Source organism: Mycolicibacterium houstonense (assembly GCF_900078665.2).
GTDB classification, from domain to species: domain Bacteria; phylum Actinomycetota; class Actinomycetes; order Mycobacteriales; family Mycobacteriaceae; genus Mycobacterium; species Mycobacterium houstonense.
This window is the reverse complement of record NZ_LT546207.1, coordinates 2,908,202-2,931,826: the sequence shown is the minus strand read 5'-3', so window position 1 is coordinate 2,931,826 and position 23,625 is coordinate 2,908,202. Positions and strand designations below refer to the sequence as shown.

General features: G+C 66.7%; 21 protein-coding genes, 1 tRNA gene and 4 pseudogenes. 16 read left to right on the top strand and 10 right to left on the bottom strand.

All coding sequences use genetic code 11. The annotated features are described in order from the left end of the window. A pseudogene (locus tag BN4332_RS14795) lies at window positions 1-949 on the bottom strand (acyclic terpene utilization AtuA family protein); the annotation flags it as partial. Between BN4332_RS14795 and BN4332_RS14790 the strand changes: the two are divergent. Then, a pseudogene (locus BN4332_RS14790) lies at window positions 916-1,515 on the top strand (two-component sensor histidine kinase); the annotation flags it as partial. The pseudogenes BN4332_RS14795 and BN4332_RS14790 overlap by 34 nt on opposite strands. Here the strand turns inward: BN4332_RS14790 and BN4332_RS14785 are convergent. Further along, a pseudogene (locus BN4332_RS14785) lies at window positions 1,495-1,845 on the bottom strand (acyclic terpene utilization AtuA family protein); the annotation flags it as partial. The pseudogenes BN4332_RS14790 and BN4332_RS14785 overlap by 21 nt on opposite strands. Before the next feature lie 273 nt (window positions 1,846-2,118). Between BN4332_RS14785 and rpmF the strand changes: the two are divergent. From rpmF to mspA, 7 genes and pseudogenes are all read left to right on the top strand, one after another. Further along, the gene (gene rpmF / locus BN4332_RS14780) at window positions 2,119-2,292 is read left to right on the top strand and encodes a 50S ribosomal protein L32 (RefSeq protein ID WP_003885704.1); all 174 of its coding nucleotides are present in this window, start codon (window positions 2,119-2,121) and stop codon (window positions 2,290-2,292) included. Between the two features lie 155 nt (window positions 2,293-2,447). Beyond that, window positions 2,448-3,134 (top strand): response regulator transcription factor, encoded by a 687-nt coding sequence (locus BN4332_RS14775; protein WP_066899135.1) that lies wholly within the window; start codon window positions 2,448-2,450, stop codon window positions 3,132-3,134. Between the two features lie 4 nt (window positions 3,135-3,138). Further along, the gene (locus BN4332_RS14770; RefSeq protein ID WP_235654100.1) at window positions 3,139-4,710 is read left to right on the top strand and encodes a HAMP domain-containing sensor histidine kinase; all 1,572 of its coding nucleotides are present in this window, start codon (window positions 3,139-3,141) and stop codon (window positions 4,708-4,710) included. 191 nt (window positions 4,711-4,901) lie between these two features. Continuing rightward, window positions 4,902-6,081: pseudogene (locus BN4332_RS14765) on the top strand (S1C family serine protease). A 23-nt stretch (window positions 6,082-6,104) separates the two neighbouring features. Then, entirely contained in the window at window positions 6,105-6,656 is a 552-nt protein-coding gene (locus BN4332_RS14760) for a MogA/MoaB family molybdenum cofactor biosynthesis protein (protein ID WP_074133073.1), read from the top strand. Window positions 6,657-6,803: 147 nt separating this feature from the next. Continuing rightward, the gene (locus BN4332_RS33705; protein ID WP_096866906.1) at window positions 6,804-6,962 is read left to right on the top strand and encodes a hypothetical protein; all 159 of its coding nucleotides are present in this window, start codon (window positions 6,804-6,806) and stop codon (window positions 6,960-6,962) included. A gap of 388 nt (window positions 6,963-7,350) precedes the next feature. After that, window positions 7,351-7,998: a porin MspA gene (gene mspA / locus BN4332_RS14750; protein WP_066899130.1), complete on the top strand. Its 648-nt coding sequence runs from the start codon at window positions 7,351-7,353 to the stop codon at window positions 7,996-7,998. A 78-nt stretch (window positions 7,999-8,076) separates the two neighbouring features. On the opposite strand, the gene mscL is transcribed toward mspA, so the two are convergent. The 3 genes from mscL to BN4332_RS14735 form a co-directional block, all read right to left on the bottom strand. Beyond that, on the bottom strand, window positions 8,077-8,541 hold the full coding sequence (gene mscL, locus BN4332_RS14745; protein WP_066899128.1) for a large-conductance mechanosensitive channel protein MscL: 465 nt from the start codon (window positions 8,539-8,541) through the stop codon (window positions 8,077-8,079). Between the two features lie 134 nt (window positions 8,542-8,675). Then, window positions 8,676-9,335, bottom strand: a complete 660-nt coding sequence (locus BN4332_RS14740) for an SAF domain-containing protein (RefSeq protein ID WP_066899126.1) — start codon at window positions 9,333-9,335, stop codon at window positions 8,676-8,678. A 68-nt stretch (window positions 9,336-9,403) separates the two neighbouring features. Beyond that, a complete protein-coding gene (locus BN4332_RS14735; RefSeq protein WP_066899124.1) occupies window positions 9,404-9,739 on the bottom strand; it encodes an FmdB family zinc ribbon protein in 336 nt (111 codons plus the stop codon). A 120-nt stretch (window positions 9,740-9,859) separates the two neighbouring features. On the opposite strand from BN4332_RS14735, the gene BN4332_RS14730 reads away from it, so the two are divergent. Further along, window positions 9,860-10,567, top strand: a complete 708-nt coding sequence (locus BN4332_RS14730) for an HNH endonuclease family protein (protein WP_235654099.1) — start codon at window positions 9,860-9,862, stop codon at window positions 10,565-10,567. On the opposite strand, the gene BN4332_RS14725 is transcribed toward BN4332_RS14730, so the two are convergent. From BN4332_RS14725 to BN4332_RS14710, 4 genes are all read right to left on the bottom strand, one after another. After that, window positions 10,564-11,451 (bottom strand): universal stress protein, encoded by an 888-nt coding sequence (locus tag BN4332_RS14725; protein WP_066899122.1) that lies wholly within the window; start codon window positions 11,449-11,451, stop codon window positions 10,564-10,566. The two genes, BN4332_RS14730 and BN4332_RS14725, sit on opposite strands and share 4 nt — an antisense overlap. Next, window positions 11,448-13,280 (bottom strand): amino acid permease, encoded by a 1,833-nt coding sequence (locus BN4332_RS14720; protein ID WP_066899120.1) that lies wholly within the window; start codon window positions 13,278-13,280, stop codon window positions 11,448-11,450. Before BN4332_RS14720 ends, BN4332_RS14725 begins: the two co-directional genes overlap by 4 nt. 125 nt (window positions 13,281-13,405) lie before the next feature. Then, window positions 13,406-14,635, bottom strand: coding sequence for a PucR family transcriptional regulator (locus BN4332_RS14715; RefSeq protein ID WP_066899118.1), 1,230 nt, complete (start codon window positions 14,633-14,635; stop codon window positions 13,406-13,408). A 19-nt stretch (window positions 14,636-14,654) separates the two neighbouring features. Next, window positions 14,655-15,254 (bottom strand): 5-formyltetrahydrofolate cyclo-ligase, encoded by a 600-nt coding sequence (locus BN4332_RS14710; protein WP_096866905.1) that lies wholly within the window; start codon window positions 15,252-15,254, stop codon window positions 14,655-14,657. Between the two features lie 27 nt (window positions 15,255-15,281). Between BN4332_RS14710 and BN4332_RS14705 the strand changes: the two genes are divergently transcribed. The 7 genes from BN4332_RS14705 to BN4332_RS34380 all read left to right on the top strand — a co-directional run bounded on the left by BN4332_RS14705 (window position 15,282) and on the right by BN4332_RS34380 (window position 21,962). Further along, complete coding sequence (locus BN4332_RS14705; RefSeq protein ID WP_066899116.1) at window positions 15,282-16,211, top strand: UTP--glucose-1-phosphate uridylyltransferase; 930 nt, start codon at window positions 15,282-15,284, stop codon at window positions 16,209-16,211. 65 nt (window positions 16,212-16,276) lie between these two features. Further along, window positions 16,277-17,515, top strand: a complete 1,239-nt coding sequence (gene glp / locus BN4332_RS14700) for a molybdotransferase-like divisome protein Glp (protein ID WP_066899114.1) — start codon at window positions 16,277-16,279, stop codon at window positions 17,513-17,515. 46 nt (window positions 17,516-17,561) lie between these two features. Further along, entirely contained in the window at window positions 17,562-18,215 is a 654-nt protein-coding gene (locus BN4332_RS14695; protein ID WP_066899112.1) for a GNAT family N-acetyltransferase, read from the top strand. A 236-nt stretch (window positions 18,216-18,451) separates the two neighbouring features. Continuing rightward, entirely contained in the window at window positions 18,452-19,624 is a 1,173-nt protein-coding gene (gene sepX, locus BN4332_RS14690; protein WP_066899110.1) for a divisome protein SepX/GlpR, read from the top strand. Between the two features lie 55 nt (window positions 19,625-19,679). Further along, window positions 19,680-19,755: transfer RNA gene (locus BN4332_RS14685), tRNA-Ala, on the top strand. A gap of 400 nt (window positions 19,756-20,155) precedes the next feature. Beyond that, on the top strand, window positions 20,156-21,175 hold the full coding sequence (locus BN4332_RS14680; protein ID WP_066899108.1) for a type IV toxin-antitoxin system AbiEi family antitoxin: 1,020 nt from the start codon (window positions 20,156-20,158) through the stop codon (window positions 21,173-21,175). A 334-nt stretch (window positions 21,176-21,509) separates the two neighbouring features. After that, complete coding sequence (locus tag BN4332_RS34380) at window positions 21,510-21,962, top strand: hypothetical protein (protein WP_235654098.1); 453 nt, start codon at window positions 21,510-21,512, stop codon at window positions 21,960-21,962. A 184-nt stretch (window positions 21,963-22,146) separates the two neighbouring features. Here BN4332_RS34380 and BN4332_RS14670 read toward each other — a convergent pair whose 3' ends face one another. Continuing rightward, window positions 22,147-23,607: a cytochrome P450 gene (locus tag BN4332_RS14670; RefSeq protein ID WP_066899153.1), complete on the bottom strand. Its 1,461-nt coding sequence runs from the start codon at window positions 23,605-23,607 to the stop codon at window positions 22,147-22,149. Window positions 23,608-23,625: the final 18 nt, after the last annotated feature.

Genomic DNA, 23,625 nt, shown 5'->3' with positions numbered 1-23,625 from the left:
CGGACGGCAGGGGGTCCGGCAACGCGGGCCCATCGGCCGGCACGACCGGGAGGGTTTCGGCGGCGGGGGCGATCCCGACGCGGGTGCCGTCGGCGTGCACGGCGATGTGCGGCACCTCGGCGGCGTCGACGTAGCCGGGAACGAACACGCCGTAGATCTGACCGTCGCCCGGCGGGGCCGTGGTGGTGAACCCCGGATAGCTCGCCAACGCGAGTTCCACGCCCGCCGCGGAGAATTGGCGGCCGACGAGGTTGGGATCGGGATCGCGGACCACGCAGTGCAACAGCGCGCTGGCGGTTTCCTCGGTGTCGGCGTCGGGATGGTCGGTGCGGGCCAGGTTCCAATCCAGTTCGGCCGGACGGGCTTTCAGTCCGGCCTCCAACTGGCTGCGCACCAGCTGCGCCTTGGCCTCGATGTCCAGACCGGTCAGGACGAACGTCGCGGAATTGCGGAAACCGCCGATGCTGTTGCACGACACCTTCAGTGTCGGGGGCGGGGCCTCACCCGCCACACCCGAGATGCGCACGCGGTCGGGGCCGTCCTGGCTCAGCTGCAGCGAGTCCACCCGCAGCGTCACATCGGGATTGGCGTAACGGGCCCCGGTGATCTCGTAGAGCAGCTGCGCGGTGACCGTGCCGACGCTGACCTGCCCGCCGGTGCCGGGATGTTTGGTGATCACCGAGGAGCCGTCGGCCGAGATCTCGGCGATCGGGAATCCGGGCCGGGCGAGATCGGGGATTTCCGCGAAGAAGGAGTAGTTGCCGCCGGTGGCCTGGGTGCCGCACTCGATCACGTGACCGGCGGCCACCGCCCCGGCCAGGGCGTCGTAGTCGGTGGTCGACCAGCCGAAGTGCGCGGCCGCCGGGCCGACGATCACCGATGCGTCGGTGACCCGGCCGGTGACGACGACATCGGCCCCCGAGTTCAGGCAGTCGACGATGCCCCAGGCGNGCGATGTCCATGGTGGCCATGGTGGTGGTGCTGATGGCCGTCGCCGTCTACGCCGTGGTGTCCCGCGCGCTCTACGACGACCTGGACAACCAGCTGCACAGCCGGGCCCGGCTGCTCATCGAGAGCGGCTCGCTGGCCGCCGATCCCGGCAAGGCGATCGAGGGCACCGCGTACTCCGACGTCAACGCGATGCTGGTGATCCCCGGCCGGTCCATCTACACGGCCAACCAGCAGGGGCAGATGCTGCCGCTGGGCAAGCCCGAGAAGGACGTCATCTCCGGCGAGCTGTTGATGTCGTTGCGCACCGCCAACCACCAGCGGGTGCTCGCGGTGCACCTGGCCAACGGCAGCTCGCTGCTGATCTCCAAGAGCCTGGCCCCCACCGGCCAAGTGTTGCGGCGGTTGGGCACCGTGCTGCTCATCGTCGGTGGCGTCGGGGTGGTCGTGGCCGCGATGGCCGGTGGTGCCGTCGCCCGAGCGGGCCTGCGGCCGGTGGGCAGACTCACCGAAGCCGCTGAACGGGTCGCCCGCACCGACGACNGCGCCCAGGTACGCGTTGGCGGCCAGGGGAGTGCCCAACCCGAGTTCGGCGGCGCGCCCCACCAGGTCGTCCCCCTCGACATGAGCGACGTTGACGTTGAGGCCCAGACGTTCGGCCAGGGCGCGGACCGCGGTGGCCAGCCCGGCCGGGTTCAGTCCGCCGGCGTTGGCCACGATCTTCACGCCGTTGTCGAGAGCCAGCCCGAGGGACTGCTCGAGCTGCGTCAGGAAGGTCTTCGCGTATCCGCGGTCGGGATTCTTGGCGCGGTCACGTGCCAGGATCAGCATGGTGAGTTCGGCGAGATAGTCGCCCGTCAGATAGTCGAGCTCGCCGCCGGTGAGCATGTCGCGCATCGCGGACAGCCGGTCACCGTAAAAGCCCGAACAATTGCCGATGCGGACCGCACCAGACTGCAAAGGCACACGTACTCCCGTCGACGCTGACTTTCGGTACCAACCAACCGGTAGGTTAGCGGGTACCGCCGGTCTCACGTCAAGAGGTGGTCCGGCCGTGACGGGCACGTTTTGGAGCGCACGCAGGTCAACCGTTACTCTGTACCTAATCGTCGCCGCCGGCGAGCTCATTCGACACGCGCGGCAACAACCCAGAGCAAGGAGATGCACGTCATGGCTGTGCCCAAGCGCAGAATGTCGCGCGCGAACACCCGTAGCCGGCGCGCGCAGTGGAAGGCCGAGGCCACCGGTCTCGTCGGCGTCAATGTCGCCGGGCAGCAGCACAAGGTGCCGCGCCGTCTGCTCAAGGCCGCTCGTCTCGGCCTGGTCGATCTCGACAAGCGCTAGTACCGCAGAGACTTCTTCAAAAAGCGCTATCCGGTGGGATAGCGCTTTTTGTCGTGTCCGAACATCCTCCGGGCCTGGTGGCCGCGTCAAAACGCTCGGCGAATTTGCGGCGCGCCTCTCAGCCCTCTCTCAGATAGCGGGTTGAGACTGTGCCTGTGCGCATTCTTGTCGTTGACGACGATCGCGCTGTGCGCGAATCCCTGCGCCGGTCGCTTTCCTTCAATGGTTATTCGGTCGAGCTCGCCCAAGATGGTGTCGAGGCCCTCGACGCGATAGCCGCCGACCGGCCCGACGCCGTGGTCCTGGACGTGATGATGCCCAGGCTCGACGGCCTCGAAGTGTGCCGGCAGCTGCGAAGCACCGGTGACGATCTGCCGATCCTGGTCCTGACCGCTCGCGACTCGGTTTCCGAGCGGGTGGCGGGCCTGGACGCCGGAGCCGACGACTACCTGCCCAAGCCGTTCGCGCTGGAGGAGTTGCTGGCCCGGATGCGCGCATTGTTGCGCCGGACCGTGAGCGATGACGGCGCCGACTCGCAGAAGATGACCTTCTCCGACCTGACCCTGGACCCGGTGACCCGCGAGGTGACGCGTGGCCAGCGTCAGATCAGCCTCACCCGCACCGAGTTCTCGCTCCTGGAGATGCTGATCGCCAACCCGCGGCGGGTGCTCACCCGTAGCCGCATCCTCGAAGAGGTGTGGGGATTCGACTTCCCCACCTCAGGCAACGCCCTCGAGGTGTACATCGGGTACCTGCGCCGCAAGACCGAGGCAGAAGGCGAGCCCCGGCTGATCCACACCGTGCGCGGCGTCGGCTACGTGCTGCGCGAAACACCCCCCTGATTTGATGTCAATTACTCCCGACGCTGGGCGCTCCGCCGCCGCAGATCCTGGGCGGCCCGCCGCCGTCGATGACGGGCGGCCCACTGCCGCAGACCCCGGGCGGCCCGCCGTCGTGAACACCTGGCGGTCCGCCACGAACCTCCGCAACACCAGCTCGCTGTCGTTGCGCTGGCGCGTGATGATGCTCGCGATGTCCATGGTGGCCATGGTGGTGGTGCTGATGGCCGTCGCCGTCTACGCCGTGGTGTCCCGCGCGCTCTACGACGACCTGGACAACCAGCTGCACAGCCGGGCCCGGCTGCTCATCGAGAGCGGCTCGCTGGCCGCCGATCCCGGCAAGGCGATCGAGGGCACCGCGTACTCCGACGTCAACGCGATGCTGGTGATCCCCGGCCGGTCCATCTACACGGCCAACCAGCAGGGGCAGATGCTGCCGCTGGGCAAGCCCGAGAAGGACGTCATCTCCGGCGAGCTGTTGATGTCGTTGCGCACCGCCAACCACCAGCGGGTGCTCGCGGTGCACCTGGCCAACGGCAGCTCGCTGCTGATCTCCAAGAGCCTGGCCCCCACCGGCCAAGTGTTGCGGCGGTTGGGCACCGTGCTGCTCATCGTCGGTGGCGTCGGGGTGGTCGTGGCCGCGATGGCCGGTGGTGCCGTCGCCCGAGCGGGCCTGCGGCCGGTGGGCAGACTCACCGAAGCCGCTGAACGGGTCGCCCGCACCGACGACCTGCGGCCCATCCCGGTGGTGGGCAGTGACGAGCTGGCCCGGCTCACCGAGGCGTTCAACATGATGCTGCGGGCGCTGGCCGAATCCCGGGAACGCCAGGCTCGGCTGGTGTCCGATGCCGGGCATGAGCTGAGAACCCCGCTGACCTCACTGCGCACCAACGTCGAATTGCTCATGGCCGCACAGGCGCCCGGGGCGCCGCCGCTGCCCAAGGACGAGATGGACGGTCTGCAGCAGGATGTGATCGCCCAGATCGAAGAGCTCTCCACTCTGGTCGGTGACCTCGTCGACCTCACCCGCGACGACGCCGGCGGCATCACCCCGGAAGCCGTCGACATGTCCGAGGTCGTCGACCGCAGCCTCGAGCGGGTCCGGCGGCGCCGCAACGACATCGAGTTCGACGTCGACGTCATCGGCTGGCAGGTGTACGGCGACGCGCCCGGTCTCGGTCGCGCGGTGCTCAACCTGCTCGACAACGCCGCCAAGTGGAGTCCACCCGGCGGGAGGGTCGGGGTGCGGTTGCATCAGGTCGACCCGACACACGCCGAACTCGTTGTCTCCGACCACGGGCCGGGCATTCCGCCGCAGGAACGCGCGCTGGTTTTCGAGCGGTTCTACCGTTCGGACGCGGCGAGGGCGATGCCGGGCTCCGGCCTCGGATTGGCTATCGTCCAGCAGGTGGTGCTCAAGCACGGTGGGGCACTGCGGATTGACGAGACCGTGCCGGGCGGTACTCCACCGGGGGCTTCGATTCACATGGTGCTGCCGGGACAGCCGATTCCCAATGCCGATGCGACACACATGTACCCGGCCGGGGGCGGGCGCACCGTCGGCGCGGACAAAAAGTGAGACAGTTAGGTCAGTCGGGGGACTGGTCATGGATGGATTGAAGATCTCTAAGTGGATTCTCAGCACATCTGGGCAACCTGAGGGGCCTCACCTTCGTTTGACGAAGTGAACGCGAGGGTTGGACATACGGGTCGGGCCGGCCGGGTATCACAGGCCGGCGGACCGTTTACAAGAGAAGAGCACGCAGCGCAATGACGAACCACCCGAGGTACCCCCAGCAGCCGGAGCATCATCCCGGCGGCGCCCCCGGATACGCCGGTGCGCGTCCTGACCCTTACCAGCAGCCGCAGTACGACTGGCGCTACGCGCGTCAGCAGCCGCAGCAGCACCAACCGCACCAGACGCAGCAGCATCAGACTCAGACGCACCAGACCCAGACACATCAGACCCAGCAGCACGCGTACCGCTCGCCGTATGACCCCTACCGCATCCCGGCCAGCCCGCAGCCCGTCCCGGCGAAGAAGCGCTCGAAGGGCGGTCTGGTCGCCGGTGCGCTCGCCGTGGCCGTGGTGTCGGCCGGCGTCGGTGGCGGCGTGGCCACGCTGGNACGTCGTCCAGGCCGCCAAGCCCGGTGGGCCCAGCCCCATTCCGGGCGCCGCACCGGCCGCCGCCCAGACCAAGGTGACGTTCTCCGACGGGACCACCAAGCCGTTCACCGTGGTGGGCACCGACCCGAGTAGCGATATCGCGGTGGTTCGCGCGCAGGACGCGTCGGGTCTGACCCCGATCACGCTCGGTTCGTCGGCCAATCTGCGGGTCGGACAGGACGTGGTGGCCATCGGTTCGCCGCTGGGTCTTGAGGGCACCGTCACCACCGGCATCATCAGCGCGCTGAACCGTCCGGTCGCCGCGGGTGGCGACACCCGCAACCAGAACACTGTGCTCGACGCCATCCAGACCGATGCCGCGATCAACCCGGGCAACTCCGGTGGCGCACTGGTCAACATGAACGGCGAACTGGTCGGCATCAACTCGGCGATCGCCACCATGGGCGGGGATTCGCCTCAGGCCCAGAGCGGTTCGATCGGGCTGGGTTTCGCGATCCCGGTCGACCAGGCCAAGCGCATCGCCGATGAGCTGATCCAGAACGGGTCGGCCTCACATGCCTCGCTGGGTGTCCAGGTCGCCAACGACAAGACCAGTGACGGCGCCAAGATCGTCGAGGTGACCAATGGCGGGGCGGCGTCCGCGGCCGGGTTGCCCAGTGGCGTGGTGGTCACCAAGGTCGACGACCGGGTGATCGGCAGCGCCGACGCGCTGGTGGCCGCGGTGCGGTCCAAGGCTCCGGGCGACAAGGTCACGTTGACGTTCCTGGACCAAGGTGGCAAACCTCAGACCATCGAGGTGACTCTCGGAAGGGCGGAACAGTGAGCACGTTGATCGGACCTGTTGGGATGGCCACGCTCCGTCTGGCTACGCCGTTGTCGGCTGCCGGATATACGGTTGCAGGCATGGAACAGCCAGGGGAGTTGGTGGGCCGGGCGCTCGTCGTCGTCGTGGATGATCGCACCGCACACGGCGAGGAGGACCACAGCGGTCCGTTGGTCACGGAGTTGTTGGGTGAGGCCGGCTTCGTCGTCGACGGCGTCGTGGTGGTGGCCGCCGACGAGGTGGAGATCCGCAACGCGCTGAACACCGCGGTCATCGGTGGCGTCGATCTTGTGGTGTCCGTCGGCGGGACGGGCGTGACGCCGCGCGATGTGACGCCGGAGGCCACGCTCGACATTCTCGATCGCGAGCTGCTGGGCATCGCCGAAGCGCTGCGCGCGTCGGGGCTGTCGGCAGGCATCGTCGACGCCGGGCTCTCGCGCGGCCTGTCCGGAGTTTCGGGCAGCACGCTGGTGGTGAACATCGCCGGATCGCGCGCAGCGGTGCGCGACGGGATGGCCACACTCGGTCCGCTGGCCGCCCAAGTCATAGGCCAGCTATCAAGCTTGGAGATCTAGCAACCATGGAAACGGCGGCCATCGGCCGCCGTTTCTGTTTCCAGGCGAATGCTGTTTCCGGCTCCGACGATTGGTTAAGCGCAGGTTAACGGACGTTGCACCGCCGTCTACGATGAGATGTGATCTTCGTCACAAAGGGGATTCGCGATGCCAGAAGTGAATAAAAAGTCCCGTCACGCAGTTAACAAGATCTTTGGTGACGCTCTCCCCGAGATCGCTCCCGACGAACGTGACACCGCTTCGCCGGACGATGACGCCGACCGCGACCGGTGGTTGCGCGACAACATTCCGCCCCATCATCAATAGATAGGTGAGAGCTAGGTAAGAGCCGGAAACCGCCGGTCATCAGCTGTGGTCTGGCCCTCAGTTCGTTACCAAGGCGAACGGCGTCACAGCATTGCCCGGTAGTTCAAATCCCTGCGTCACGGTCTAGTGGGTCAACTCTCAGCTTGCTTTCAGCAAATTTCGATCAAGTGATCGCATGCAGCCCTGGAGATATGTGCTTGCGTTGCCGCCCGGATGCCCTCCCGTTATGTTCCTCGTGTCAACGATGAGCAGTACGTAAGAGCGATGTGTGAGGTTTCTAATCCCCGTCACATGTAGGTCTTGCGCAGTAGTACGGTCTGCGGGGACCGGACGCCAACCACGAATTCGGTGGACCTCCGGGATCACCGGCGATATAGCTAGGGAGAACATGAAGGCATTCAGTCGGGTGCTGGTCGCGATGGTGACCGCAATAGCTGGAGTTATTGCGGGCTTGTTCGTCGGCGCAGGCACTTCCCATGCCGGTCTGGATAACGAGCTGAGCCTGGTCGATGGCCAGGATCGGACCCTGACCGTTCAGCAGTGGGATACCTTCCTCAACGGTGTGTTCCCGCTGGACCGCAACCGGCTGACCCGTGAGTGGTTCCACTCCGGCCGGGCCAAGTACATCGTGGCCGGCCCGGGTGCCGAGGAGTTCGAGGGCACCTTGGAGCTGGGCTACCAGATCGGCTTCCCCTGGTCGCTGGGTGTGGGGATCAACTTCTCCTACACCACCCCCAACATCCTGATCGACGATGGTGACATCACCGGTCCTCCGTTCGGTCTGGAGTCGGTCATCACCCCGAACCTGTTCCCGGGTGTGTCGATCAGCGCGGACCTGGGCAACGGCCCCGGTATCCAGGAAGTGGCCACCTTCTCGGTGGATGTGGCCGGTGCGGCCGGTGGGGTGGCGGTGTCCAACGCCCACGGCACGGTGACCGGTGCCGCCGGTGGCGTGCTGCTGCGTCCCTTCGCCCGCCTGATCGCCTCCACCGGTGACAGCGTCACCACCTACGGCGAACCCTGGAACATGAACTGAGCATGTGAACGTCATGTTCTGAGCGCTCATCAAAAGCAGCCCCTGGATATTTCCAGGGGCTGCTTTTTGTATGTGCAGCTACTTGTCGCGGTCGGCGCTCGTGTACTCGGCGGTGTCGGGGCTGGGGCCGGTGCCCGGGCCGGTGACGTGCTTGCCGGTGGAGCCGTTTTCGGACAAGAGGTCGCGGATCTCGGTCAACAGGCTCAACTCGGTGTCCTGAGCCTGTTCGACCTCGCCTCGCTCACGCAGCTTCTTGTACGGCAGGACGATGACGAAGTAGATCACCGCGGCGACCAGGATGAAGTTGATGAAGGCCGACAGTACGGCGTTGAAGTCGACGAACGTCTCGGGATCGCCGCCCAGCGAGATCTTGAGGATGCCGTACTCCCTGCCGGGGCCGGCGCCGACGCGGTCGACCAGTGGTTGAACCACCTTCTCGGTGAACGCGGTGACCAGTCCGGTGAAAGCGGCGCCGATGACCACAGCAACCGCAAGGTCGATGACGTTGCCACGGGAAAGAAACTCTTTGAAGCCCTTCAACATGCGGGGACCCTTCCTGCAATGTGATCTGTTTGGTGGGACAAGCAAACAGTAACCGTTTCATCGAACGGCAGGGCGTTTGTTCTGCAACAGCTTGGCGACGCTCGAATTGCGTTGTCCGGCAATCCAAGCCAGGGTCAGCGGATCGTCACCGTGACCGCTTGCACCAGGCTGGTGGCCGCAACCTCATTGGCTGAACGGGCCGGCAGCGCCACCAGCGCCACTCGGTCGCTGCCTGCCCCGGCCGCCCGGGGCCTCTCCGAGACCAGGACCACCACCGCGCCGGAGGCGACCACGACGGGCCGGGCGGGCTGCTTGTCGTCCTGGTCGCCGGCCACCGTCAGCACGTCGACCACGTCTCCGGCGCGGATCAGATCGAGCAGGGCGGTGTCGCTGAGCTGCAGCGGAACGATCCGCGCATCCGGACCTGCCGCGGACTCGGCCAGCCGCGAGCCGAGCAGCCGGACATCGGTGAGCACCTCGCCGCGGCGGGCGGGTGCGGTCAGCGTCGCGCCGACCACCTCGTCGACATCACGCTGGGCCCCGTCGGGCAGCGACGTAGTGCTGCGTCGCTCCAGACGCACGTCGGCGGCGGTCAGCGCGGTGCCGGGGGACAGGTCATGGACCGCGACCGCGACCTCGGTGTACTCACCGCGCGGATCCGAGCGCAGCGCTGCGATGGCCGCCAACACCACCAACCCGGCAGCGGCCACCCGGCGTGCGGCGACCGTGCGGGTCCAGTCGGGCCGGGCAGCGGTCAGCCGACGCCACGGCGGCAGGTTGAGTGATTCGGCCATGGCGCCACGGTAAGCGTGGGAAGGCCAGGTGAGAACGGCGACTTCGCCGTCCTGTGGATAACTGTCGGCTAGCTGGAAGCGGCCGCGGCGGGGGCGGCGCTGGAGCTGCTCGAGCTGCTCGACGACGAAGTGCTCGACGAAGAGGAAGACGACGACGAGTCGGAGGAGGTGCTCGACGAGCTGCTGTCCGAGCTCTTGGCCGAGCCGTTGGAGGAGCTCTTGCCCGACTCGCGGTTGTCGGTGCGGTAGAAGCCACTGCCCTTGAACACCACGCCGACCGAGCCGAACAGCTTGCGCAGCTTGCCGGAGCACTTGGGGCAGGTGGTCAGTGCGTCGTCGGTGAAGGCCTGCACCGCGTCGAACCGATTGCCGCACTCAGTGCACGCGTAGGAATAGGTAGGCACGAAAACCCTCCGAGTTGGTCAAACTTGTTAGCACTCTACCGGCTCAAGTGCTAGAACCGCTACGTGGGTCATCTCATTCCCGCGGGCCGCGGCCGTCGCCGGCGCACCGGAAGGTTAGCGGTGTTGCTCGTGGTGGCGGTAATCCTGGCGGTGCTGGCCGTGCTCGTCGTGGCCCGGATGCGGGAAGCCCGCTCCGCCGAGGACTCGGTCCCGCCCACGGCGCAGCCCTCCGGATCGGCCCCGGCCCCGCAGCGGAGCGCGGGCTTAGACCACGCCCGTGCGCAGTTGGCCGGGCTGCCGGTCAAAGGCTGGGACCGCCACACCGACTACTCGAGGCGCCACTTCGGCGAGGCGTGGAGCGACGACGTCAACGTCGAGTTCGGGCACAACGGCTGCAACACCCGTGACGACATCCTGCGCCGCGACCTGGCCCAGCTGACGGTCCGGCCCGGCACCTGTTACGCCGCCACCGGCGTGCTGCACGATCCGTACACCGGCGTCGAGATCCCGTTCACCCGCGGCCCCGACACCTCCGGCGCGGTGCAGATCGATCATGTGGTGTCGCTGTCGGACGCTTGGTACAAGGGTGCACGCACCTGGGATCCGCAGCGCCGCAAGGACTTCGCGAACGATCCGCGCAATCTCGTGGCTGTCGCGGCGAAACCCAATTTCGACAAGGCTTTTCGCGATGCGGCCAGCTGGCTGCCGTCCAATGTGGCGTACCGATGCGATTTCGTGGCCCGTCAGGTCGAGGTGAAAACCGCCTACCAGCTCTGGGTTTCGGAGAAAGAGAAGCACACCATGGCGGCGGTGCTGAACAACTGCTAACCCGCCTTGTAGCTCGGCGCGATCATCACCGGCACCGGTGAGCGGCGCAGGATCTTGCCGGCCGCCGAACCGAGGAACACCTGGGCGCTCGGGGCGGCTGCCCCCGAACCGAGCACCAGCATGTCTCCGGTGTCCCACCCGATGCTCTCCACCGCGGCGTTCCAATCGTGGCCGGCGCCGACCACCACATCGACGTCGGGGACGGCCATCCGGTCACGAATGGTGTTGAGCTGCTTGGTGATCTCGGCGATCGTGCGTCGTGACCACTGCTGCACCACCAACTCCTCGGCCGAGGATTCGATGGTGCCGGCGAAGGCCATGGTGTTGCGCACGGTGAACGACACGATGCGCAGCCGGGCCTTCCACGATGCTGCCATTTCCGCGGTGGCCGGAATGAGTCCGTTGACGTCGGCCTCGCCGCCGTAGGCCGCGGTGAGCCGGCGGATCCGCCCGCCCGTCTGGGCGTAGGCGCGGGGCGCGAACGCCACCGGCACCCGGGCGGTGTGCACCAGGCGCTCGGTGACACTGCCCAGTGTGACGCGGCCGATCATGCCCGACGAAGACGATCCGACCGACACCAGTGATGCTCGGTGGGCATCGGCCAGCTCCATCAAACCGGTTGGTATCGAGGTGGATTCGTGCACCACGGGAGTCAGGTCCACGTCGACCGGCAGCACCGCGACGGCCCGCTGCAACGCCTCGGTGGCTTGCGCACGGACGTAGGCGAGGTACTCGCCCTCCACCGGGTCGTCACGCGGCGGCCAGGCCCGTTCCACCACCGCCGCGGCGATCACCTGCTCGCCGGTGGTGCGGGCGAGCTGGACGGCCAGGTTCAGCGGTGCGCTGCTGTGCCGGCTCGCGCTGAACGCGGCCAGGATCGTCACGACGCGTGCTCCTGGGTACGCAGCCGCGACACCACGTGCGTCACCGGGATCTGGTACTCGGAGCGGGCCCGGTCGACGACATCGAAGCGGTGCCACACCGATTCCTCGGGCGGCAGGGTCGAGATCACGATCTGGTCGGGCCGGAAGGTTTCGACGGCATGCGCCAGCGCCCGCAGCGGACGGTAGTCACCCAGCTCGCCGTCGGCCTGCAATTGCTCGGACCGCAGTGTCCCCAACGTCTGGTCGAGGCGCTGCTGGGCGGCCCGCGTCGTGGCCTCCGAGATGTCGAGCGGCCCATGGGTCTCGGCCACCCCGGTGTCGATCGGATTGGCCGGCACCACAACCTGATAGACGGCGTCGCGGTCCGCACCGATGCGGCGGAGTTCGTCGAGCAACTCGCTGGATTCCACGGTCTGATTGGCCAGCACCAGCACCCGGTGCGGATGCGCGGCCCCGGCAGCCGGGATCGCCCCGGCAACCTCGGGCCGGTGTCCGATGAACCAGCGGTTGGCCAGGAACAGCAGGATCACCACGGCCCACGACAACAGGCTCATGGTCAGCGCCTTCCGGTTGTCGCCGCCCTGGACGAACATCTGCACCAGGATCGCGAAGATGCAGCCGGCGGTGAGGATCGACAGCACCGGGAACAACCACATCTTCACCTTGAGCTGATCGGTCGAGGTCCGGTATCGCAGTACGATCTGCGAGATGGCGATCAGCAGGTAGACGAACAGGATCACCGCGCCGCTGGAATCCAGCAGGAATTTGAAGATGAAGTCCGGGGAGAAGGCCGAGGCGATCACCCCGAGGAAGCCGATCACCGACGACGCCAGGATCGCGGCGGCCGGCACGCCGCGCCGGGTCACCGACACCAGCTGCGGCGGCGCCTCGCGGCGGGCGGCCAGCACGAACAGCATCCGCGATGCGGTGTACATGCCCGAGTTCAGGCAGCTCAGCACGGCCGTGAGCACCACGGCGTTCATGATGTGGTCGGCGTAGGGGATGCCGATCTCGGTGAACGCCGAGACGAACGGCGAGGCGGCGACCTGCTCGCTGTTCCACGGCAGGATCGTCACCAACAGGAACGCCGAGCCGACGAAGAACACCGCGATGCGCAGGATCACCGAGTTGGCGGCCTTGGCGACGGCACGCTCCGGATCGGCCGACTCGGCCGCGGCGATGGTGGCGATCTCGGCGCCGACCATCGAGAAGATCACCGTCACCACGCCGACCGTGACGGCCATGGCGCCCAGCGGGAAGAAGCCGCCGTTGACCCACAGGTTCGAGAAGTCCATGTCCTTGTTCGGCCAGGCCCCGATGACGTACAGCGAGCCCAGTCCGATGAACGCCAGGATCGCGGCCACCTTGATGCCGGCGAACCAGTACTCGAACTCGCCGAACGACGACACCGAGAACAGGTTGGTCGCCGTCATCGCGATCAACAGGATCAGCGCCGTCAGCCAGATGGGTACGTCGATCCAGTACTGAATGATCTTGGCGCCGGCGATCGCCTCGAAGCCGACCACGATCACCCAGAAGTACCAATACAGCCAGCCCACCGAGAAGCCGGCCCAATTGCCCATCGCATTGCGCGCGTAATCCGCGAATGATCCGGTCGACGGATTGGCCACCGCCATCTCGGCCAGCATCCGCATCACCATGATGATCAGCACGCCCGCCAGGGCATACGTGATGAACACGCCCGGGCCGGTCTTGCCGATCACCACGCCGGAGCCCACGAACAGACCGGCGCCGATGACGCCGCCGATCGCGATCATCCGCAGCTGTCGCTGACTGAGCGCCTTTTTCAATCCGGGTGTCTCACCCATGTGCGTTCTGACTCCTCCGTGATGTGTGACTCGGGTCACAAGCGGCCAGAAGAGAACGCTATGCCTGGCGAACGGTCGGCGGAGCAGAAATTGGGCCGAAACTGTAGGAAACTCGGCCGGCTGGTTCAGACAGCTGTCGAACCGGGTTGATACAGCCCGGCCAGACGCGCCAGCCGCAGGCTCAGCATCAGGTCGAATCGGATCTCGCCGTCGCCGAGATCGCCGTCGACGGCCTCGGTCAGCTTCTCCAGCCGGTAGTACAGCGTGGACCGGTGCAGGAACATGTCCTCGGCCGTGCGCCGCACGTCACCGCCGTTGGCCAGATAGGTCTCCAGCGTGAGCAGGAGGTCTTCGCGGCCCTGCTCGATCAGGCTGACGATGCCGGGGTGGACCAGGTCGCCGAGCCGGTCCGGACGGTAGGCCTGGCTCAGCAACGCCAGGGTGCGCCACGATCCGAGCGCGGACCAGTCGGCCACCTGGGCCCTGCCCACGCCGGCCTTCGCCAGGGTCAGCGCCAGGCTGGCGTGGCGAAAGCCAAGGGCGGCTTGCGTTATCGGCAGGGGAACGCCGGAAGCGCCGATCGCCGGGTGCGTTCCGTAGCTGGCGCGCACGGCCTCGGCCACCGTCTCCGCGGTGTCGGCAGATTCGATGCCGGGCGGCGACACCGCCAGGATCGTGGTCGTCGCTCCGGCCAGGGTGTACCAGCGGCGCGTCCGGTCGGTGGCCGTCAACCGGAGCCGCAGCGCCATGCTCCGATTCACCGGATCGCCCGCGCCGTCGGGCTCGAACCGGAAAACCTGGACCAGATCGTGCGGCTCGGCCATCGCCCTGGCGTGCAGTTCGCCGACCACCGCCTGGGCCTGCGCCGGGTCATCGGCGGCGACCAACCGCATCAGCAGGCCCTGTTGCGATGACTCTTCGGCGCGCAGCACCGCATGGCGACGGTCGAGAATGGCCAGCAGGTCGGCCGCCGCCTGTTTGGCCAGCTGCTGGCCCTGCTCGGGCAGGGAACCGTCGGGGGCGATGATCCACAGGTAGCCGAACCGCTCGGACGCCGATCGCACCGGCACGCACAACCGCGCCATCAGCCCGTAGTGCGGCAGCGCCGGAGTCCACACCGCCGAGTCCGCGGTGCCGATCCCGGAGTCGAACAGCGCGGCCTTGACCTCCGCGCGGGTCTCACGTTGCAGCACGCTGTGCACCCGCACGTCGTCGAGTTCGCCCAGCTGGCGGCTGTGCGTGATCGGGGTCAGCTCCTCGTCGTCCAACAGCACGGCCCGGTCCAGGGTTTGGGCCAGGACGTCGACGATCAGCTGCATGCGGACACTGAAGTCCGCGCTCAGCGCATCGGACACCTGACGATTCTGGACCAGCTCAGCGCTGTAACGTCACGATTCCGCCCGACGGCGTCAGCGCATGCGTCATCCGCACGTCGTGCGGATCGGCGGGGAGCTCGTCGACCAATTCGTCGTCACGGACCACCGCGACCAGCCGCGCGTGCGGCGCCGCGTAGATCAGGCTGCGGTCGTAGAAACCGGCGCCCCGGCCCAGCCGGGTCCCGGTCCGGTCGACGGCCAGGGCGGGCACCAGGATCACCTCGGCATCCGCGATGCGGCCGGCGGGCAACCACGGTGCCGGCGGCTCGCGCAGACCGAACTGTGCCGCCACCAATGTGCCGGGCTCATACGGGCCCCACTCCATCGGCAGTCCACGGCCGTCCTGGTCATTGCGGGCCACCGGAAGCAGTACCCGCACACCGAGTTCCAGCAGGGTGTCCAACAGCGCCTGCGACCCGGGTTCGGAGCCCACCGGAACATAGGCGCACACCGTCTGTCCGCTGCGTACCAGGGACGGCAGCCACCGGCAGAGCGCCTGCGCCTCGGAGGCGCGCCGGTCTGCCGGCACCGCCCGCCTTGCACGTAGAACGCCATCTCGCAACTCAGTCTTGGTCGGCGGGGTCACGCCCTCCACCATTTCAGAACGGGCGTTAGTGTGTGAACGATGAGCACCTCTCCCAAGGCGCCTGAAGTGCCGATTCCCTATACGGCCGTGGTCCCCGCGGCCGGTCTGGGCACGCGCTTCCTGCCGGCGACCAAGACGGTCCCCAAGGAACTGCTGCCCGTGGTCGACACCCCTGGCATCGAGCTGGTCGCGGCCGAGGCCGCCGAGGCCGGCGCCGAGCGGCTGATCATCATCACCTCCGAGGGCAAAGACGGTGTCGTCGCGCACTTCGTCGAGGACCTGGTGCTCGAGGGCACGCTGGAGGCCCGCGGCAAGAAGACCATGCTGGAGAAGGTGCGCCGGGCGCCCGCTTTGATCAAGGTCGAATCCGTGGTGCAGGCCGAACCGCTGGGCCTCGGGCACGCGATCGGCTGCGTCGAGAGCGCCCTGTCGCCCGACGAGGACGCGATTGCGGTGCTGCTGCCCGACGATCTGGTGCTGCCCACGGGTGTGTTGGAAACCATGTCGAAGGTGCGGGCCAAGCGTGGCGGCACCGTGCTGTGCGCCATCGAGGTCCCCGAGGACAAGATCAGCGCCTACGGCGTGTTCGATGTCGAGACCGTGCCCGATGCCGCCAACCCGAACGTGCTGCGGGTCAACGGCATGGTGGAGAAGCCCAAGGCCGAGGATGCGCCGTCGCCGTACGCCGCGGCCGGCCGCTACCTGTTGGACCGGGCGATTTTCGATGCGCTGCGGCGGGTTTCGCGCGGCGTGGGCGGGGAGATCCAGCTCACCGACGCCATCGCGTTGCTGATCGAAGAGGGCCATCCGGTCCATGTGGTCGTGCACCGCGGTGCCCGACACGACCTGGGAAATCCCGGCGGCTACCTGAAGGCTGCGGTTGACTTTGCGTTGGAACGTGACGACTACGGCCCCGAATTGCGGCGGTGGTTGGTCGAACGATTGGGCCTGACCGGACAGGACGGCTAGCAACGCGTCGGGTGGTACGCCGGGCGTTGTCCGGCGGCCGGGGCCCGTAGACAGGAAGGCGTGTTGTGCGTTCGGTGGAGGAACAGCAGGCTCGGGTAGCGGCTGCCGCGGTAGCGCCCCGGCCGGTGCGGGTGGCCATCGCCGAGTCACAGGGTCTGATGTGCGCCGAGGAGGTCGTCACCGAGCGGCCGATGCCGGGGTTCGATCAGGCCGCCATCGACGGTTACGCGGTGCGCAGCGTCGACGTGCTGTCGGTGGGCGACGGCGCCGGTGAGATCAGCCTGCCGGTGATGGGCTCGATCGAGGCCGGGGCCCGCACGCCCAGTCGACTGCAGCCCCGGCAGGCCGCACGCGTCCAGACCGGCGCGCCGATGCCGACCCTGGCCGACGCGGTGCTGCCGTTGCGGTGGACCGACGGCGGCCAGAACCGGGTGCGGATCCTGCGCAGCGTGCGCTCGGGTGCCTACGTCCGGCGCACCGGCGACGACGTCCAGCCCGGTGACGTCGCGGTGCGGGCAGGCACCATCATCGGCCCGGCGCAGGTTGGGTTGTTGGCTGCGGTCGGCCGCGACCGCGTGCTGGTGCACCCCCGGCCCCGGCTGTCGGTGATGTGCGTGGGCGGTGAGCTCGTCGACGTCTCCCGCACCCCGGGGACCGGGCAGGTGTACGACGTGAACTCCTACGCGCTGGCCGCGGCCGGGCGCGACGCGGGTGCCGAGGTCAATCGGGTCGGCATCATCAGCACCGACCCACGTGAACTGCGGGAAACCGTTGAGGGCCAAGTTAATCGCAACGAGATCGTGGTGATCGCCGGTGCCGTGGGCGGCGCCGCCGCCGATTCGGTGCGCAACGTGCTCGCCGAACTCGGCGAGATGGAGGTGGCCCGCATCGCGATGCACCCCGGCTCGGTGCAGGGTTTCGGTCAGCTCGGCCGCGACCGCGTCCCGGTCTTCCTGTTGCCCGCCAACCCGGTGAGCGCGCTGGTGGTGTTCGAGGTGATGGTGCGCCCGTTGATCCGGCTGTCCCTGGGCAAGCGTCAGCCGATGCGGCGCGTGGTCCAGGCCCGCACCTTGGCGCCGATCAGCTCGGTGGCCGGCCGCACCGGATACCTGCGCGGGCAGTTGATGCGTGATCAGGACACCGGCGAGTACCTGGTGCAGGCCCTCGGCGGAGCACCGGGAGCGTCCACCCATCTGTTGGCGACGCTGGCCGAGGCCAACTGTCTCGTGGTGATTCCCAGCGAGGTCGAAGAGGTTCGCACCGGCGAAACCGTGGATGTGGCATTCCTGGCCCAGCGCGGCTGATAAGACTTCATTCGATGAATGACGGTCTGACGAAACGAATGTGTGGATGAGCCTGCTGCGGTCCAGTGCTTTTCACCCGGGTTGGCCCGGTCCGATCGGGCCGTTGCGGGTGCAGGCCGGGGTGGTGCGGCTGCGTCCGGTGCGGCTGCGCGACGCCGCGGTGTGGAGCCGGATCCGGTTGGCCGACCAGGCGCACTTGGAGCCGTGGGAGCCGGTCAGCGGCGTGGATTGGCGTGTCCGCCATGCTGTTTCGTCCTGGCCCGCGATCTGTTCGGGTCTGCGCAGCGAGGCCCGGCGCGGCCGCATGCTGCCGTACGTGATCGAACTCGACGGGCAGTTCGCCGGCCAGCTCACCATCGGCAACGTCACTCACGGCGCTCTGCGGTCGGCCTGGATCGGCTATTGGGTGGCCAGTGACAAGACCGGCGGGGGAGTCGCGACCGCGGCCCTGGCGCTGGGGCTCGACCACTGCTTCGCTGGGGTGCAGCTGCACCGGGTGGAGGCGACGGTGCGGCCGGAGAATGCCGCGAGCCGGGCCGTGCTGGAGCGCGTGGGCTTCCGTGAGGAGGGGCTGCTGCGCCGCTATCTCGAGGTGGACGGCGCCTGGCGCGACCACCTTCTGGTGGCGATCACGTTGGAAGAATTGACGCATTCGGCGGCCCAGGCCCTGGTTTCGGCCGGGCGGGCCAGTTGGTGCTGAACTTCGGCCGTCCGCGCGACGCGCCGCGTTGAGATTGAGCCTGCGGTCGTGATTTCGCCGGATCGACAGCCCTGGAAGCAATCTCAGCGAAACCGGCCCCGTCAGCTGTTACCAATGTGACTTGTGTGACTGTTGGTGCTTGTATCGATCGAATTACAGGTGTGTAATTGTGTCGGCGCGCCGCCCATGGATGCGCTGGTCACAGACCTAGCCTGAAGGGGAAAGGAGCAGGCGTCATGCCAAGCATCCCCCAGTCACTACTGTGGATTTCCCTCGTCGTTCTCTGGCTTTTCGTGCTGGTTCCGATGTTGATCAGCAAGCGCGACTCGGTGCGTCGTACCAGCGACGTCGCCCTGGCGACTCGAGTGCTCAACAGCGGCCGCAACGCGCAACGGCTACGACGTGGCCCGGCGGCCGGGCATCACAGCGATCCACACTGGCAGCCCCCGGCTGACCATCTCGACGACGACCTCGATGACGAGTTCGAAGAGGAGGAGCCGCCGGTCGAGGTGCGCGTGCAACGCACCGTCGTCGTCGCGGCCGCCGTCGTCGAGACCCCCGAACCCGACTACCTCGACGTCGACATCGTCGACGAGGATTCCGGTGCGCTGCCGGTCGGTGCGATGGAGCCCGAGGCTGAAGAAGCGCCCGCCGAGCCCGAGGAACTCGACGAGCCCGAGCTCGAGCTGGAATTCGAGACCGAGCCCGAGGCCGCGGTTGAGCCAGAGGCCGAGGTCGAGCCGGAACCCGAGCCGGCTCCCGAACCGGAACCGGTCGCGGTCGAGGATCCCGTCGACCTCACCGAGTCGGAGGCCCAAACCGAGCGGATCGCAGTCGATCTCGACGAGGGCGAGGATCCCGAGGATCTTTCCGATGACGAGTACGAGTACGTCGCCGACTCGTCGGGTCTGGAACCCGAAGCCGAAGACGAACCGTCTGACGAGGAGCGGGCCGAGGCGCCCGTCGCCTCGTTGAGCGCGACCCGGCAACGCCGGTTCGAATCGAAGAAGGCCGCGGAGATCAGTGCCCGCAAGTTCCGGTTCCGCAAGCGCGTGCTCGCGGTGCTGGCCGCCACCATGCTGTTCTCGGCAGGCGCCGCCTTCCTGGTGACGCCATCGGCCTGGTGGGTGTGTGGCGGCGCCGCCACCCTGACCGTGCTCTACCTGGCCTACCTGCGCCGTCAGACGCGTATCGAGGAGCAGCTGCGGCGACGTCGCGCACAACGGATGGCGCGCTCGCGGCTGGGGGTGGAGAGCACCGACGACCACAAGCTCGACGTGGTGCCCGCCCGCCTGCGCCGGCCCGGCGCGGTGGTGCTCGACATCGACGACGAGGACCCCATCTTCGAGCATCTGGCCTACACATCGATGGCCCGCGAATACGATCTACCGCGTGCCGCCGGGCAGTAGAGCGGCCGGTTTCCGGTTCCGGGCCGGCGACTGGTAGCCTTTGCTTCCGGTATCAGGGGCTATAGCGCAGTTGGTAGCGCGTCTCGTTCGCATCGAGAAGGTCAGGGGTTCGATTCCCCTTAGCTCCACCAAGTTTGGGCAGATCAGCGGGCATTGCCCCGCTCGGCTTCCGAGGCCACCCGCAAAAGCGGCGGATTGCCGCGCCCAGGCGGTCCGCGACTTGTTCTCGCTACCAGGGCTCTTCTTCGCCAAGGTGTTCACTCTCAGCGTTCTGGCCAACTGCGCGGACACTAGCGTTCTCGGCTTTTATCGGTCGCTTGCGCGGTGGCTTTTGTTCACGCGCCCGGCCTTCGGCGATGGGATGGCGGGTTCCCAGTTGACCAATCGGCAGCCGCCTCGAACGGCCAGCGTTGTGTCTCTCGCTGGACGATTCGGCCAGTTGACCTGGCTCAGGAGGCTTTGGGATGGACGCCGGGGTGTTCAGTTTTTGAACATGTTCAGCATTGTTGAACGCGCCATTAGGATGAACATATGGAAACTATCCCTGCGTCGGTTGCCGCAGAGATTGAGCACCAACTCGCGAAATACGGGATCCAGCCGCACGGAGATGTATCCCAGTTGAACTGGTCGGATCCGGTGCCGTTGGCATTGGAGGTAGGAGGCCAGATTGTCGACACGGCTGCCTTGTATATGCCAGAGATGTCGGCAACTGCTGCCCTGAGAGCTGCACACTCCATTCCGCTAGATGTCCCCTTATTCGTTGTCGGTTCGCGGATCCATGCGTCGAGCGCGGACACCATGCGGACGCGCGGTATCTGGTTCATCGACGAGGTCGGCAATGCCTACCTACGTGGACATGGCCTATTGATAGACGTTCGTGGGCAACGAGGGCACGTATCGGTGCACTCAGGTGCGCGCGACAAGTCCAGTCCCGCAAATCCGTTCACACCAAAACGTGCTCAGGTGGTCCTCGTCTTGTTGTATGAGCCAGCGCTTGCTGACGCGCCATTGCGCGAGATCGCCGAGAGATCGGGAGTGTCGCTTGGCATGGCGAAGGATGCGATAGACGCGTTGGAACATATCGGGTTTGTCGAGCAACTCGGTTCGCGCCGACGCCTTATCCGCCAAGGCGAGCTTCTCGACCTCTGGGCGTCCGCTTATCCAGCTGGTCTCGGCCGGGCTAACAGGCTGGCGGTGGTGCGCGGTGATGTCTATCACTGGGCTACGCCAGTGGAAGTAGATTTCGCAGTGAGCGGTGAGTGCGCGGTGCCGAGACTGATCAGGAATCCAGAATCGTTGGTTCTGTATATCGACGGTGGGCGAGATAAGCGGCTGCTACGCAGCTTGATGTTGATGAACCGTTGGCACAACGACCCGCACGGCAACATCGTTGTTCGCGATCTGTTTTGGCGTGATCTTCATCCGACTGGTCAACCTAACACCGCACCGGTTCAGTTGGTCTACGCCGACTTACTGGCGTCCCGCGAATCGCGGCAGTTGGAAGTCGCCGATGAAATGAGAAGGAACAATGAGGGATTGGTCGAGCTCTGACCGGAGTTTCTTCGCTGAGGTTGAACCCGTTGTTGCCGAGCTATCCGAGATCGTCCCGCCGGATCAGATCCTGCTGGTCGGGGCACGGAGTCGGGATCTTCTGAGCTGGGCTTTCGGATGCGATGTGTCTCAGCGAAGTACTAACGACACAGATGTCGCCGTTGCGCTCCAAGACTGGGATCAATTCGTACGGGTGCAGGACACATTTTCGTCGGCGGGCCACTCAGGGCATCGATTCCTCATCGCAGGTATTCCCACGGATGTTGTTCCCTTCGGGAACGTTGAAGCTCCGCCGGGGATCTCGAGTAGGCCCCCGGGAAAGCACGCATTGAACGTGCACGGCTTCCGTGACGTATATGAGCGCGCGGATTCACTTTCGTTGAGTGAAGGAGTGCGCATCAGGATTCCGATGCCGGAGGGGTACGCGGTACTCAAAACACATGCGTGGCTGGATCGCTTGGTTAGGAACGAGTACAAGGACGCGGCTGACCTCGCCCTCGTGGCGCACTGGTACACCGAAGATGTCGACCGCCTATACGCAGAAGAAAACGTCTGGGCAATGGACCTCCATGATTTCGATCTGCGGTTGGCTGCGGCGGCACTGCTAGGACGGGATATGGCGAACGGCCTGAGCTCAGGAGAGCGGACCTTCTTGGCGGACCGTATCGGCAGCGCGGATCGTGATCTGCTTGCGCACTACTTTGCCGTGGGAGCGCCTGGATGGCCGGTCAAGGACCGAGATCGACGCTTGATCGTTAACGCAGCGTTCGACCAGTTGATGGCGTAATCGCGTTCAGGACTGCTGAGTGTTCAATATTAATGAACAGCTCTGGCTAGTGAACGCCGGTCGAAGCCCGCATCTCATGACCTCCATCTCAGTACGCGGTCAGCAGCCGTAAATGCCCAAGTCGTCTTGTCCGCATCGAGAAGGTCAGGGGTTCGATTCCCCTTAGCTCCATCAGTTTTCTCGGTCAACGCGGTTCGGGAGACATCCTGGGCCGCGTTTCTGTTTGGATCCGCCGGAGCGTGATCGGCAGGTCATCGGCCGGCATCGGCCCGGTGCCCCAGGTCAGCTGTGGGCGATAGTCGTGCGGCACGCTCCACTCGAAGCGGCGCAGCATCTGGTGCATGGTGGTCTTGACCGTCATGTCGGCGAACTGCCGGCCGATGCATTTGTGCGCCCCGCCGCCGAAGGGCGCGAACACGTAGCGGCTGACCGCGTCGCGGGTGGCGGCGTTGTTCACGAAGCGCTCGGGATTGAACGTGTCCGGGTCGGGCCACCAGTCGGAAAGCCGCATGGAGGCATAGACATTGATGGCCACCTGGGTCTTGCGTGGGACGAAGTGGCCGAGGATCTCGGTGTCGCGGACGGTTTGGCGGAACAGCGCCCCGGCCGGCGCGTACATCCGCAGGATCTCTTTGAAGGCGGCGTCCAGTAAGGGGTAGGCGTCCAGGTCGAGCACCGTGGGGGTGTCATTCGGCCGGCTGACGGCCTCATCGCGAAGCACGTCCTGCCACTGTCGGTTTCGGCCCAGCTCATAGGTCAGCATGGACAGGGCGATGGCGGTGGTGTCGTGGGCGGCCATCAGCAGGAAGATCATGTGGTTGACGATGTCGGCCGGGGTGAACCGCGCGCCGTCTTCGTCCTCGCTGCGGCACAGCATCGAGAACAGGTCGGTGCCCTCGCCGCGCACGCGGTCGGGAACCTGGTCGGCGAAATAGCGTTCCAACCGCTCCCGGGCGCGCAAGCCTCTGGCCCACACGCCGCCGCGCACGTCGGCCCGCACCAGCGCCTGCCCGCCGCGGACGGTGGCGTGGAAATCGGCCGACAGCTGATCGGACTCGGGTCCGAGGTGCGTTCCGACGAACACCTCGGCGGCCTGTTCGAGCAGCAGGTGCTTGATCGACGGGTAGAAGGGAAAGCCCTGTGTCGATGGCCAATTGCGCAAGGTGCGGTCGATGCTGGGCCGCATCAGCTCGAGGTAACCGTCCAGCGCACTGCGGGTGAAGGCCTGCTGCATGATGCGGCGGTGGTCACGGTGTTCCTCGAAGTCCAACAACATGATTCCGCGGTGGAAGAACGGTCCGATGACCGGTGCCCAGCCCCGCGTGCTGGAGAACACCTTGTCCTTGTTGATCCACGCGGTTTCCAGGGCGTCGGGGCCCATCAGGCCGACGACACGGAAACCGACACCGCCGGCCCACGACACCGGTCCGTAGCGCTCGTAGCGGTCGCGGGCAAAGGACAGGGGGTCGGCCAGTGAGCTCAGCACATGGCCGAGGAACGGAAAGCCGTAGTTGCCCATGACGGGCTTCAGATCCGATCCCGGTGGTGGTGTGGCCAGGGGACGCTCCCCGCTGGGAAACCGGGAGGTGACAGCGGCGCCGAAGGCTTGGAGGCGGTGCGTGTTCGCGGGCGAACAGAGTGTCATGGTGCCCTCCTGGTAACC

Bases quoted from the DNA above. Each gene is read 5' to 3' on its own strand.
- rpmF (WP_003885704.1), top strand. From the start codon at position 2,119: ATGGCTGTGCCCAAGCGCAGAATGTCGCGCGCGAACACCCGTAGCCGG.
- BN4332_RS14770 (WP_235654100.1), top strand. From the start codon at position 3,139: ATGTCAATTACTCCCGACGCTGGGCGCTCCGCCGCCGCAGATCCTGGG.
- BN4332_RS14760 (WP_074133073.1), top strand. From the start codon at position 6,105: ATGGCCACGCTCCGTCTGGCTACGCCGTTGTCGGCTGCCGGATATACG.
- BN4332_RS33705 (WP_096866906.1), top strand. From the start codon at position 6,804: ATGCCAGAAGTGAATAAAAAGTCCCGTCACGCAGTTAACAAGATCTTT.
- mspA (WP_066899130.1), top strand. From the start codon at position 7,351: ATGAAGGCATTCAGTCGGGTGCTGGTCGCGATGGTGACCGCAATAGCT.
- mscL (WP_066899128.1), bottom strand. From the start codon at position 8,541: ATGTTGAAGGGCTTCAAAGAGTTTCTTTCCCGTGGCAACGTCATCGAC.
- BN4332_RS14740 (WP_066899126.1), bottom strand. From the start codon at position 9,335: ATGGCCGAATCACTCAACCTGCCGCCGTGGCGTCGGCTGACCGCTGCC.
- BN4332_RS14720 (WP_066899120.1), bottom strand. From the start codon at position 13,280: ATGGGTGAGACACCCGGATTGAAAAAGGCGCTCAGTCAGCGACAGCTG.
- BN4332_RS14710 (WP_096866905.1), bottom strand. From the start codon at position 15,254: ATGGTGGAGGGCGTGACCCCGCCGACCAAGACTGAGTTGCGAGATGGC.
- BN4332_RS14705 (WP_066899116.1), top strand. From the start codon at position 15,282: ATGAGCACCTCTCCCAAGGCGCCTGAAGTGCCGATTCCCTATACGGCC.
- BN4332_RS14695 (WP_066899112.1), top strand. From the start codon at position 17,562: ATGAGCCTGCTGCGGTCCAGTGCTTTTCACCCGGGTTGGCCCGGTCCG.
- sepX (WP_066899110.1), top strand. From the start codon at position 18,452: ATGCCAAGCATCCCCCAGTCACTACTGTGGATTTCCCTCGTCGTTCTC.
- BN4332_RS14680 (WP_066899108.1), top strand. From the start codon at position 20,156: ATGGAAACTATCCCTGCGTCGGTTGCCGCAGAGATTGAGCACCAACTC.
- BN4332_RS14670 (WP_066899153.1), bottom strand. From the start codon at position 23,607: ATGACACTCTGTTCGCCCGCGAACACGCACCGCCTCCAAGCCTTCGGC.